The 12,392-nt window shown below is 42.3% G+C and carries 9 protein-coding genes; 5 read left to right on the top strand and 4 right to left on the bottom strand.

Features of this window, described 5'->3' with window-relative positions; translation table 11 throughout:
• Nucleotides 1-78: 78 nt before the first annotated feature.
• Together GFH30_RS10800 and GFH30_RS10795 are read right to left on the bottom strand one after the other, a co-directional pair.
• Nucleotides 79-2,886 (bottom strand): GacS-like sensor histidine kinase, encoded by a 2,808-nt coding sequence (locus GFH30_RS10800; RefSeq protein WP_153372523.1) that lies wholly within the window; start codon nucleotides 2,884-2,886, stop codon nucleotides 79-81.
• Nucleotides 2,858-3,025: a hypothetical protein gene (locus GFH30_RS10795; RefSeq protein WP_153372521.1), complete on the bottom strand. Its 168-nt coding sequence runs from the start codon at nucleotides 3,023-3,025 to the stop codon at nucleotides 2,858-2,860. The genes GFH30_RS10800 and GFH30_RS10795 overlap by 29 nt, the downstream gene beginning before the upstream one ends.
• Nucleotides 3,026-3,210: 185 nt before the next feature.
• Between GFH30_RS10795 and cysM the strand changes: the two genes are divergently transcribed.
• The 5 genes from cysM (at nucleotide 3,211) to GFH30_RS10770 (ending at nucleotide 9,428) form a co-directional block, all read left to right on the top strand.
• Nucleotides 3,211-4,131, top strand: a complete 921-nt coding sequence (gene cysM / locus GFH30_RS10790) for a cysteine synthase CysM (protein WP_153372519.1) — start codon at nucleotides 3,211-3,213, stop codon at nucleotides 4,129-4,131.
• An 18-nt stretch (nucleotides 4,132-4,149) separates the two neighbouring features.
• Nucleotides 4,150-4,968 (top strand): 3'-5' exonuclease, encoded by an 819-nt coding sequence (locus tag GFH30_RS10785; protein WP_153372517.1) that lies wholly within the window; start codon nucleotides 4,150-4,152, stop codon nucleotides 4,966-4,968.
• Nucleotides 4,969-4,974: 6 nt separating this feature from the next.
• A complete protein-coding gene (gene rlmD, locus GFH30_RS10780) occupies nucleotides 4,975-6,369 on the top strand; it encodes a 23S rRNA (uracil(1939)-C(5))-methyltransferase RlmD (RefSeq protein ID WP_153372515.1) in 1,395 nt (464 codons plus the stop codon).
• Between the two features lie 32 nt (nucleotides 6,370-6,401).
• Entirely contained in the window at nucleotides 6,402-8,708 is a 2,307-nt protein-coding gene (locus tag GFH30_RS10775; protein ID WP_153372513.1) for a RelA/SpoT family protein, read from the top strand.
• Nucleotides 8,709-8,801: 93 nt separating this feature from the next.
• Nucleotides 8,802-9,428, top strand: a complete 627-nt coding sequence (locus GFH30_RS10770; RefSeq protein WP_153372511.1) for a hypothetical protein — start codon at nucleotides 8,802-8,804, stop codon at nucleotides 9,426-9,428.
• A gap of 69 nt (nucleotides 9,429-9,497) precedes the next feature.
• Here GFH30_RS10770 and secF read toward each other — a convergent pair whose 3' ends face one another.
• Both secF and secD read right to left on the bottom strand, forming a co-directional pair.
• A complete protein-coding gene (secF, locus tag GFH30_RS10765; RefSeq protein ID WP_171501051.1) occupies nucleotides 9,498-10,469 on the bottom strand; it encodes a protein translocase subunit SecF in 972 nt (323 codons plus the stop codon).
• A 7-nt stretch (nucleotides 10,470-10,476) separates the two neighbouring features.
• Complete coding sequence (gene secD, locus GFH30_RS10760) at nucleotides 10,477-12,375, bottom strand: protein translocase subunit SecD (RefSeq protein WP_153372507.1); 1,899 nt, start codon at nucleotides 12,373-12,375, stop codon at nucleotides 10,477-10,479.
• Between the last annotated feature and the right edge of the window lie 17 nt (nucleotides 12,376-12,392).

Genomic DNA, 12,392 nt, shown 5'->3' with positions numbered 1-12,392 from the left:
GCACTGAGCATAGCATGTGCCTAACGGATATTGCATGACAGCCAAGTCACACAGCGCTGTTGTAACCTTTGCAAGTTTTTAGCTATTTTGTTTATTCAAAATCTGCTGCGCTGCCTGTATTACTTGATCAATCACGCTTCGCAGTTCATCTAAACGTTTTACCACTTCAGCAATGAACACATCATCCGCTTTACGACGTTCTTTACGTAAGGTTGAAACGAATTGTTCAAAGCCACCGCTTACTTTTTGCAAAGTGGGTACACCGACATAGCGTGTCGCGCCATAAAGTCGATGTAGTACATGCTCAAGTTGTGGGAAATCTTCAAGTTCAACCAATTGCTGCATTTCGCTGAGTTCGTTGTCAAAACTGTCACAGAGCATACGCAGCAAATCAACCGCTAAATCTTCTTTATTGGCAGCCAGTTGTAAACTCTGTTGCCAATCTAAAATATTGGGATCTAAAGCATCAACAATATTGGCACGATCAAGCACCGGCATTTTTTTAAAGCTTTCGGTAGTCCAATCCGTCAGAATCTGAATAATCTGTTCCATCTGAATTGGTTTGGTCACGTAATCATCCATCCCGACTTGGAGTAACTTTTGTTTTTCATCAGAGAGGGCATGTGCCGTTAAGGCAATAATCGGTAAACGTTTCTGATTGTCGAAGGTTGATTCAAGTGAGCGTAATGCACGTGTGGTATCAATGCCAGACATCACAGGCATTTGAATATCCATAAAGACTAAATCAAATGCAGGCTGAGACTGTTCATAACGATGTTGAATGATCTCGATCGCTTCTTGACCACTGGTGGCTTTGGTGGTTTTAACATTGAGCTCCGCCAAAAGCGCTTCAAGTACAATCAGGTTTGGTAAATGATCATCCACCGCTAAAATATGTAAGCCCTGACCATTAAATTCTTCATGGACTTCCGCTTCATAAATCGGCTGATTACGTAACAGTTGAATCAAGGCACGACGGCTGAGCGGTTGATGCAATGCTAATGCACCATGCTTGCTGAGCATGTCTGGATCAATCGACATTTGGTAACCGTAAACGGCAATATTGCCATGATAACGACTACGAATTTCGGTCAGTAAGGCTTCAGTATCCCCACTGTGATCGACAATCAGCCATGTATTCTCAGTATTTTTTAGATGATTAAGACGACTGAATAAATCTAGAATAGAAGCGGTTTCAGTATGCTGAACCTGATAATTTTCTAAATAATGACGTAAAACATTTGCCGTTGCAGGATGTGCTAAATTCGATACCACGGTTAAGTCATTAAAGTTTGGATGTTCAATGAGCTGTTCATCATCCACATCAAACTGAGCGGTGAACCAGAAAGTTGAGCCTTTTTCAGTCGGTGCACGTTCTTGGTTGTCTTCAAAGCCAATTTGACCATGCATCAGGCTGACCAATTGCTTAGAAATGGCTAAGCCCAAACCTGTACCACCAAATTGACGTGTGACAGAAGTATCGCCTTGCGAGAAAGATTCAAAGAGTTTTTTACGATCTGTACCACTTAAACCAATGCCGCTGTCTTGCACACTAAAATGCAGTAAACACTTGCCAATATCATCATGTTCCATGCGTGCCCGTACGATGATTTCACCATCAGGCGTGAATTTAATCGCATTCGAAATCAAATTGGTCAGAATTTGTTTAAAGCGTAAAGCATCGCCAATCACACATTTAGGAATGCTATCGGCATAATAAAATGCCATATCAATATGCTTTTGTGCTGCGAGTGGCGACAGCATGTCCATCACGTCAAAAATGGCTTCTTCGAGATCAAAAGCGGCGGTTTCGAGCTCTAACTTACCAGCATCAATTTTTGAAAAATCCAGTACATCATTAATCAGTGCCAGCAAATGTGCAGATGATTTACGAATGGTTTGTAGATATAAACTTTGCTCATTACTCAGGTTGCCTTGACGCAAGAGCAGATGAATAAAGCCATCAATGCTATTTAAAGGTGTGCGTAATTCATGAGAAATATTGGCAAGGAAAACGGACTTGGCTTGGTTGGCTGAAATCGCTTGGTCACGTGCTTGACGATAAGTAATGTTCTGCACTTCAAGTGTATCTAAGGTTCGTCTTAAATCGTCTTCTGTCTGTTCAGTATGTTCGCGTAATTCTAAAAAACTAAAATGTAAGCGTTTCACCACATTGGCAATATCGCGTTGTAGTAAGCGCAGTTCACCCGTACTGTTAATGACCATATGCTGATCGAGCGTGTCGGCATTTAAACGTTGCAACTGCATGCGAATTTCATACATCGGTGCAATCCAACGACGTGAATAGAAATTCAAACACAGCAGCAGTAACAGTAAGGTTAATAAACCAGTCGCGACCAATACAATGAGCACGCGATAACGTGCAATCTCTAACGGTTGGTTGTCGAGTTCAATGGCAAGCCAGCCAGGATTTTGGGTGTTTTCGTTGATCCGAATCGCATAGATATGATTGTTGTGATACAAAATAGGACCCACAAAATTGGCTTGGGTCGTCAATGCTGGCCACGGTGCTTGATCTTGAAAGCCAATACTTAAGCGGCTTTTGCCTTTAACATCTAAAATGCCGGCACGCAGTAAATGTTTTTCATTGAGCATATTTTGCATGGCAATACGTGCTTGATCATATTGCCATGGGTAATTTTCCACGATTTGTAAGGCAGATTCAGAAGTACTTTGAAAGCGGGTCAGGATCGCAATCGCCATTTGTTTTTGTTGGGCACGCGCGGCATTTGATGTTTCTGACATCACCAGTATTGCACCCACGCACGCCAAAATCGTAATCGGCACAAAAATAAGTGCAATCAACTGTCCGTAGGCATGATTTAAGTGTAGACGGTTAAACAGCTTTTTGTTGATATTTGACATGATTCAAGCAGCATTTTCTTATGCGTTGCATATTAGCACGCTTTAAATCATCAGTTAAAATTTCATCAATGATTTTCACACATGGGCAAAGATCAGCCACTCCTGCTGTCATACTTATAGTCCAATTCTTGTCAGCCATAAAAATCATTGATGCTTTTGACTGCTATAGTGAAAAGATAAAAAAGATGAATAGTACGTTGTCGTTTTTGAGACTGAGCTAAAGACAGCCGCTATTTCATGGGTTTTAAGAAAAAGCTGGCGCAAATGAGTGCAGTAAAGGGCATTTTTTCATACAATAGCCGCACCTCGATATAGGTGCGAATAATGAGTAATACCAACCCTGATTTTGAACAAGACGAATTTTTATTAGACCACTTTGTTGGCAAAACGCCACTGGTGCGTTTACAGCGTCTCGCAAGTCACACTCAAGCAACAGTTTTAGCAAAACTAGAAGGCAACAACCCTGCAGGTTCAGTGAAAGATCGTCCTGCTTACAACATGATTATGCAAGCGGAAAAGCGCGGGCAGATCAAACAGGGTGACACCTTAATTGAGGCGACAAGCGGAAATACAGGGATTGCATTGGCGATGGTTGCAGCCATGCGCGGCTATAAAATGAAATTGATTATGCCTGCGAGCTCAAGCCAAGAACGTAAAGATGCGATGCGTGCTTATGGTGCTGAATTAATTGAATCTGAAAACATGGAACAAGCGCGCGATATGGCGCAGCAAATGGAAAAAGATGGTATTGGTTTAGTGCTGAATCAGTTTGGTAATCCTGACAATGTTCAAGCACATTATTTGACGACTGGTCCAGAAATTTGGGAACAAACAGGTGGGAAAATCACTCATTTTGTGAGTTCAATGGGCACAACCGGTACGATTATGGGGATTTCAAAATACCTCAAAGAGAAAAACCCAAATATTCAAATTGTCGGTTTACAACCTTCTGAAGGTTCAAACATTGCGGGTATCCGTCGTTGGCCAAAAGAATATTTACCGACGATTTTTGATGCGTCACGTGTCGATCAGATCATGGATATTCCACAAATTGAAGCGGAGAAAACTGCACGTCGTCTTGCACGTCAAGAAGGCATCAGCGCAGGGACATCTTCTGGTGGTGCAGTCTGGGCTTCCATTCAGCTTGCAGAACAACACCCAGATGCTGTCATTGTGTGTATTGTATGTGACCGTGGTGATCGTTACTTGTCTACAGGTTTATTCTCTGTAGAAGATCCTGAATAACCCTTTGAGATAATCTTTATGCGCTTGCCTGTTTTAACCTTCGATATTGAAACACAAACCGATTTAAAATCAGGCGCGCATTTATTCGGTCTTGATTTACCGGATGAGTCGCTGGATCATGCGCTGACCAAATTACGCCGTCAGGAATCAGGTTCAGAGTTCCAACGCTTGCCGCTACATGAAATTGTTTGTATTTCAGGCATGTGGATTGATGAACAAGGTATGAAACTGTTTTCATTTAGTCGAGAACAGCATTCTGAGGCTGACATTTTAAAGAAATTTTTATCGATCTTTGATAAGCGGCATCCTACTTTAGTCAGTTGGAATGGCTCACAATTTGATTTACCCGTCATTTTATATCGTGCCATGTATCATGGCTTATCTGCGCCAAGTTTGTTCGATCAGGGCGAAATTGACACGCAAAAGCGCTATAATAATTACCAGAATCGTTACCACAATCGTCATGTCGATTTAATGGATGCCATGTCCATGTTTAATGGACGTAATTTCCAAAAGTTGGATGATATTGCACATTTGTTGGGCTTCCCCGGCAAACGTGGTGATGGTGGCTATCATGTCCCTGAATATGTCAAACATGGCGAATGGTCGAAATTGACTCGCTATTGTGAAGGGGACGTATTAAATACGTGGCTGATCTATTTACGTTGGTGTTTGCTCAAAGGGCAATTATTAGCTGTTGATCATCAACATTTGATACAGAGCACGATTCAATATTTACAGACTCAACCGCAACATGCGGAATTTTTAGCAGTATGGCGCGCAACATCGCAGCAGACTGACTTTACCCATTTTGATTTTCCCACTCCCACAGATTAGGTTTTCATGAAACATCGAGCACATGCACGTCCAAAGCAGCAGCAACAACCCGAGTATATTTTTCAGGTTGAGTCACTCTCGCATGAAGGACGTGGCATTGCTCACTATGGTTCACATCCTGATCATCCTGTTGAAAAACACGGCAAAAAAGTCTTTATTCGTTATGCCTTACCGGGTGAAACCGTGCGTGCGCGTATTACCAATGTGGTCAAACGCCTAGAAGAAGCCGATAGCTTAGAACTTTTAAGTGAAGCATCTGAAATGCGTGTGAAACCGCTATGCCCGCATTATGGGGTGTGCGGTGGTTGTAGCATGCAACACATCGATGCGGATGCACAAATTGAACTTAAACAAAATGTATTGAAATCTCATTTAGAGCATTTTGCTGGAATTCAGCCTGAAACATGGCTAACACCACTGCGTTCACAACGTGAGGACTATCGTCGTAAAGCTCGGATCGGTGTGCGTTATTTGCCACATAAAGACAAACTTGTCGTTGGTTTCCGCGAGAGTCAATCCAATAAATTAACGTCTATTGATCGTTGCATGATTTTGGATGAGCAGTTTGGCTCAGTTACACGTCTTAAACAATTGATCCAAAGTCTAAATGGTCAGGCGGACATTGGTCATATAGAATTGGCGATGGGTGATCAAGAAATCGCATTATTGGTTCGTGAAACTGCGGAATTATCGGTGGAAGATGTCAACCGGTTACGAGACTTTACGTTAAATAAGGGATGGCAGCTGTATATTCAGGCGGCTGGAAAAGAGAATTTATCTCGTATTGATCATCCTGAACACGCCTCACGACTGCATTATCGTTTAGACGATTTTGATGTCGATTTTGGTTTTAATCCGCTTGATTTTACCCAAGTAAATTCAACGATTAATCCTCAAATGGTGCGTTTGGCATGTGATTTGCTACAGCTACAAGCAGGGGAGCGTGTTTTAGATCTATTTTGTGGATTAGGAAACTTCTCATTGCCTTTGGCGCGCTCAGTTGGTGCAACAGGTCAAGTGGTTGCAGTCGAAGGTAGCGAAGAAATGGTGCAACGCGGCATTGAAAATGCCAAAAACAATGCGATTGCCCATATTTCATTCCACGCCCAAGACTTAACGCAAGATTTTTCGCAACATGCTTGGGCAAATCAAGGTTTTGATGCGATTTTGATTGATCCTCCGCGCTCTGGTGCAGAAGAAATTATGCAATATTTGCCCAAATTTGGTGCAAAAAGAATCGTTTATGTATCATGTAATCCTGCAACGCTTGCAAGAGATGCAGGGCTATTGGTACAACAAGGTTATCGTCTAACTCAAGCGGGTGTGATGGATATGTTTACGCATACTGCACACGTCGAGTCGATTGTCCTGTTCGAAAAAGAAAATCAAATAAACGATTAAAGTAATGATGTATTTAAAAGTAGGAGAAAGGTATGGTCACAGTACGTGAGCAATTGCCTGGGCGACTCACTGAGTTGTCACAGGAGACGACTGTAGAACATGCCGCACAAGCTCATCAAGATCTGACCGAATGGTTAGATCGTGTTCGTGGCATATTAGATAACGCACCTTTAAAGCAACTCGAAGAAGTTGCCCATTTGACCTTGCAACGGGAGCTTGAGTCAACAGTTGACCATCGTTCCAATACCTTCTATACCGGTATTGAAATGGCGGATATTTTGGCACATCTGCATGTTGATGAAGATACTTTATCTGCCGCGATGCTATATCGTTCGGTGCGTGAAGGTGTCATGCCGCTGAGCGAAGTCCTACAAAAATTTGGCGAGAATGTTCATAGCTTGGTGAAAGGCACCTTGGCCATGGGTAAACTTTCCGAGCTGATTGAAAAAAACAAACGCCTCGAAGACCATTTTAATAATAACCAACGTGAGCATTTGTCAGGCATTTATAAAATGCTGATTTCGGTCACCGAAGATGTCCGCGTTGTCTTGATTAAACTGGCTGAACGTACCTATACACTACGTGAACTAACCTCATCATCACGTGAACGTCAGGAACGTGTGGCGCGTGAAATCTTAACCATTTACTCACCACTGGCACATCGTCTCGGTATTGCACAGCTGAAGTGGGAACTAGAAGATTTAGCTTTCCGTTATTTAGCACCTGATCGTTATAAAGAAATTGCTTCATTACTGAATGAAAAGCGCCTTGAACGTGAGCAATATATTCAGTTCGTGATTGAGAAACTGCGTGGTGAATTGGCGGAACACGGCATTGATGCTGAAATAAACGGGCGTGTGAAACACATTTATTCGATTTATCGAAAAATGAAAAGCAAGGACTTGAGCTTCGATCAGCTCTATGACATTCGTGCTTTACGTGTATTGGTTAAAGGCGTGCCCGAGTGTTACCACACCCTAGGCATCGTGCATCAGATTTGGCGTCATATTCCGCATCAGTTTGATGATTACATTACCAATCCGAAAGCCAATGGTTATCGTTCATTGCATACCGCGGTGATTGCAGAAAATAAATCACTTGAAGTACAAATTCGTACCTATAGCATGCATAACGAAGCAGAGCTTGGGGTATGTTCACACTTTAATTATAAGGAAGGTTCAAAAACCACGGATCATTCCTTTAATCATCGTTTGCATTCGCTTCGGGCTGTGCTTGAGCATTATCAAGAACGTAATGATGCCAACACACATAAAGCCGAAGAAGATACAGAAGGCTATGAACAAGTCCCTGACTTTGAAAGCTTTGAAAAAATTTATGTGTTTAGTCGTGATGGTGATATTAAAGAATTACCACGTGGTTCGACCGTACTTGATTTTGCTTATCATGTGCATACCGAAGTCGGCAATAAATGCTATGCCGCGCGTGTCAATCAACGCTATGTACCACTGACGTATACCCTTAAAACGGGTGAACAAGTTGAAATTTTAACCAAGAAAGACCGTGAACCGAATCGTGATTGGTTGGTCAACTCTTTGGGTTATATCAAGACCTCTCGTGCGCGTGACAAATTACGCCATTGGTTCCGTCAACAAGACCGTAGTAAAAATCTTGAAGTGGGGCGTGAAGTTCTCAATAAGGAATTATCACGTTTAGCGATTCATCCAAAATCAATTGATTTGGGTGATTATTGCAACCATTTCAACGTGAAAAGTGGCGAAGATATTCTGATTGGGATTGTAAATGGGGACATTAGTCTGCATGCGCTGATCAATCAGGTAAACCGTCATATGCATTTGGATCAGGATGAGCCTGAACTGGTGCTCAAACCGACATTAAACCCACGTGCCAGTCACACGCTGTCAGCACATGGTATTTTAATTGATGGTTTAGATAACGTTGAATTGCATATTGCACAGTGCTGTCAGCCAGTACATGGTGAATCCATCGCGGGTTATATCACATTGAATCGTGGCGTGAGCATTCATAAAGTGGCATGTCCTGATTATGTACGCATGATTTCACAAGAACCTGAACGTGCAGTTGAAGCCGATTGGGAAATGCAGCCGACGCGTGGTCAAAGTGTACAGATTGTGGTGGAAGCTTATGACCGTCGCGGTCTACTTAAAGACTTAACCCAAGTCATCTTCTCAGATCAAATCAATATTCGTCAGGTGAATACCATTTCAGAATCAGATGGTATTGCCAATATGAAATTATTGATTGAAGTGAAGGGCTTGGCGCAATTGTCGAAACTGCTCGCGCGTTTAGAGCAACAGCCGGGGATTATCAGCGCACGTCGTTTGGTACAAGGCGGCTAAATTTTGCTGTTCAGAAAAAGCCCACAATCAGGTTGTGGGCTTTTTTATTGTGCGTTATAAAATGAAAACGAGCCTAGCCATGAAAAATATAAGATGAGCGCAACCGCAATATTTGAATTAAGACGAGAGAATCTATCCAAAATAATTGATTATTGGATTGCATCTAAACGTTTTGAAACAGGTAAGGCAATGTGTGAGCATTTTGATGTAGAGCCTACTTATATTGCTCAACTGTTAAATAGTAAACGGCAAATTGGCGAAAAGTCTGCACGAGCGTTAGAACAAAAATTAGGGCTAGATCCTTTCAGTTTGGATCAAGAAAAACTTGCAATGGTCGAGGTTCAAGCACAAAAAACCACATGTTTTGATATGCACATTGTTGATGCTGAATTATTTCAGCTCAAGCCACATCATGTTGATTTAGATACCGTTGGGTTTCTTAAGTTAGCGCCATTCCATTATCTTATCTGTATACCAACGACGATCTATCAACCTGTTTTAAGGGCAGGGGATATCCTAATATTAGATCAAAATGCATCTGCAAAAATAAAGGATCGTGTTTGTATTTATTTGAATAATAGCTGTCAGCTTATTTTAGAATATTTGTCAGAAACTGAATTGCTATATGCTTTTCAAAGTTTAGATGCTAAGCGACAGGTCAATTTTCAAAAAACTGATGTGGAGTATATGCATCGTATAGTCGCAATCTTGAGTTTTTAGCAAATTCCAAGCTGCATAAAAAAAGCCCATCGTGTGATGGGCTTTTTTATTGACTCAATGTACAGAAAATTAAGGAATATTATTTTCTTCGTCAAACTCAGGTTTCACTTGTACGATAAAGTCTTGACGGTTCAGACCACGCCACAACGCGAATGCTGTACCAATGTAAATAGAAGAATATGTTCCGACAAACACACCGACAAACATTGCCACAGAGAACCATTTTAGACCATCGCCACCCATGATCATCATCGCCACAACCACAAGTAATAAGGTCATCGAGGTATGAATGGTACGACGTAAGGTTTCAGTCAACGCAATATTGACGATCTCTAAAGGTTCAGCACCGCGAATCTTACGGAAGTTTTCACGAATACGATCCGATACCACGATGTTATCGTTCAATGAGAAACCGATAATCGCAAGCAATGCTGCAAGCACAGTCAGATCAAATGGCCATTGCATGAGTGCAAAAATACCTAATGTCACCACAATATCGTGGAACAATGACAGTACCGCACCCATCGCAAGCTTGAACTCAAAGCGGATGGTGACGTAAACCAACATCAGTAGAAGGGCAAGTGCAACAGCACCAGCAGAACGGACGTAAAGTTCGTTACCAACTTGACCACCGACCACATCGACTTTAGGCACTTCTGCTGCATTATTGGGAAGTTGCACAGCCGCAGTAATATCTTTACTGAGGTTTTCTGCTTCTTCACCTTCTTGCACTGGCATACGAATCATCAGGTCACGGTCAGAACCTAAGGTCTGCACCACGGCATCTTTAAATCCAGCTGCTGAGAGTGCTTTGGTCACATCTTCAGGTTTAACTGGATTGGTGTAGTTCAGCTCGGCGGCAACACCACCGGTAAAGTCTAAACCTAAGTTTAGACCTTTGGTTGCAATAAAGAAGATACTCGCGACCGTTAAGAAAATAGAGAGCAATGCCGCAGGCAAAGCAATTTTCATAAACGGAATCACGCGCTCATCTGGACGGCCGTACTTTTTCGATTCGAGTTGAGTATTTTCAGTCATCAGTGATCTCCTAAATGCTCAACTTTTTCAAGTCACGTTTTTTGCCGTAAATGATTTGTACAATTGCACGTGTTACGGTAATTGCCGTAAACATCGAGCAGATAATACCAATCATCAAAGTCACAGCAAAACCTTTGATCGGACCTGTACCAATCGCGAACAGAATGAATGCCACCAAGAATGTGGTTAAGTTCGAGTCGAAAATGGTGTTATAGGCACGTTCATAACCCGCAACAATCGCTTGTTTTGGCGAAGCACCCCATTTTATTTCCTCTCGTATTCGCTCACAAATCAAGACGTTGGCATCGACTGCCATACCAATGGTAATCACGATACCCGCAATACCCGGAAGGGTGAGGGACGCACCAATCCACGACATGACGGTTAAAATCATCGCCAAGTTAAACACAAGGGCGAAGTTCGCAATTAAACCGAACACACGGAAGAATACGACCATCCAAATCGCCACTAACAAGAAGCCGATTTGAGTAGATAGCACACCTTTGTCGATGTTTTCTTGACCTAAACTTGGGCCAATCACACGTTCTTCAACGAAGTACATTGGCGCAGCTAAAGCACCCGCACGTAACATTAAAGCAAGCTCTGCGGCTTCTTGAGGGGAATCAAGACCAGTAATACGGAAGCTTGAACCCAATACTGCTTGAATAGTTGCCGCATTAATCACGACAGATTCAGTATACGGTGTACGCACTTCAACTTGCGCACCGGTTGCAGGATCTGGCACGTAGCTAATACGTTGTTTGTTCTCAATGAACAACACCGCCATACGTTTACCAACTGCATTACGTGTCGCATCCGACATCATTTTGCCGCCAGCACTGTCAAGCGTAATATTTACTTCAGCACCGCCACCATCTTGGCTAAAGCCCGATGATGCATTTTGAACACGTTCACCCGTTAAGATACGGTTACGGTTTAACAGCAGTGAGCGACCACTGTCTAATGACTCATAAGCGAAGCTTTCAGTACCCGCAGGTAATGTGCCTTTCACTTGACCTGTATATGGGTCAATCGCTTGATCGTTTTGATCTGAGACTAAACGGAATTCAAGGTTCGCAGTACGACCAAGGACACGTTTTGCTTCAGCAGTATCTTGTACGCCCGGTAATTCAACCACAATACGGTTGCTACCTTGGGTTTGTACCAATGCTTCAGCCACACCTAACTCGTTAATACGGTTACGAAGTGTGGTTAAGTTTTGGTTAACGGCATAAGATTCAATTTCTTGCTGACGTACATCGGTATAATTTAAACGTAGCGTAGAACCCGAATCGGTTGCCACAGCTTGTTGAGTAAATTCATTGCCGTTACGACGCAAAAAGTCCATCGCTGCTTTACGGTCATCATTGTTTGCAAACTGCAAAGTAATGGTGTTGTTATTGAGCGATAGGCTATTAAATTTAATATCATTGTCACGCAACTGACGACGTAGATCAGTCGATGATGTTTCTAAGCGTTGAGCAATCGCCTTATTCATATCCACTTCAAGTAAGAAGTGAACACCACCACGTAAATCCAGACCCAGCTTCATTGGTTTTGCACCAATTTTTTGAAGCCATTCAGGTGTTGTTGGTGCAAGGTTTAACGCGACAACGTAATCTTCACCTAAACCGCGACGCAAAGCTTCTTTGGCTTTGAGTTGTGATTCACTTGAATCTACACGTAATAATGCAGCGTTATTGCTAAAGCTATTGTCATGGCTGGCAATCTTTTCAGTTGTTAAAATTTGCTCTGCTTTTTGTACGATGCTTGCATCAATTTGAGTACCAGCTTTGGCACCTGAAATCTGAACAGCAGGTTCATCTGGATACAAACTTGGCAGGGCATATAAAGTACTGATAATCAACACCACGATAATCAGTAGATATTTCCATGCTGGGTAACGCATTTATTTTCTTCTTAAAA

Origin of the sequence: Acinetobacter wanghuae (assembly GCF_009557235.1) — a bacterium.
Classification (GTDB): Bacteria; Pseudomonadota; Gammaproteobacteria; order Pseudomonadales; family Moraxellaceae; genus Acinetobacter; species Acinetobacter wanghuae.
The sequence above is the reverse complement of the archived record's forward strand: the minus strand, read 5'-3'. Positions and strand labels throughout refer to the sequence as shown.

Coding starts and splice junctions, on each gene's coding strand:
- GFH30_RS10800 (WP_153372523.1), bottom strand. CDS start 2,886: ATGTCAAATATCAACAAAAAGCTGTTTAACCGTCTACACTTAAATCAT.
- GFH30_RS10795 (WP_153372521.1), bottom strand. CDS start 3,025: ATGGCTGACAAGAATTGGACTATAAGTATGACAGCAGGAGTGGCTGAT.
- cysM (WP_153372519.1), top strand. CDS start 3,211: ATGAGTAATACCAACCCTGATTTTGAACAAGACGAATTTTTATTAGAC.
- GFH30_RS10785 (WP_153372517.1), top strand. CDS start 4,150: ATGCGCTTGCCTGTTTTAACCTTCGATATTGAAACACAAACCGATTTA.
- rlmD (WP_153372515.1), top strand. CDS start 4,975: ATGAAACATCGAGCACATGCACGTCCAAAGCAGCAGCAACAACCCGAG.
- GFH30_RS10775 (WP_153372513.1), top strand. CDS start 6,402: ATGGTCACAGTACGTGAGCAATTGCCTGGGCGACTCACTGAGTTGTCA.
- GFH30_RS10770 (WP_153372511.1), top strand. CDS start 8,802: ATGAGCGCAACCGCAATATTTGAATTAAGACGAGAGAATCTATCCAAA.
- secD (WP_153372507.1), bottom strand. CDS start 12,375: ATGCGTTACCCAGCATGGAAATATCTACTGATTATCGTGGTGTTGATT.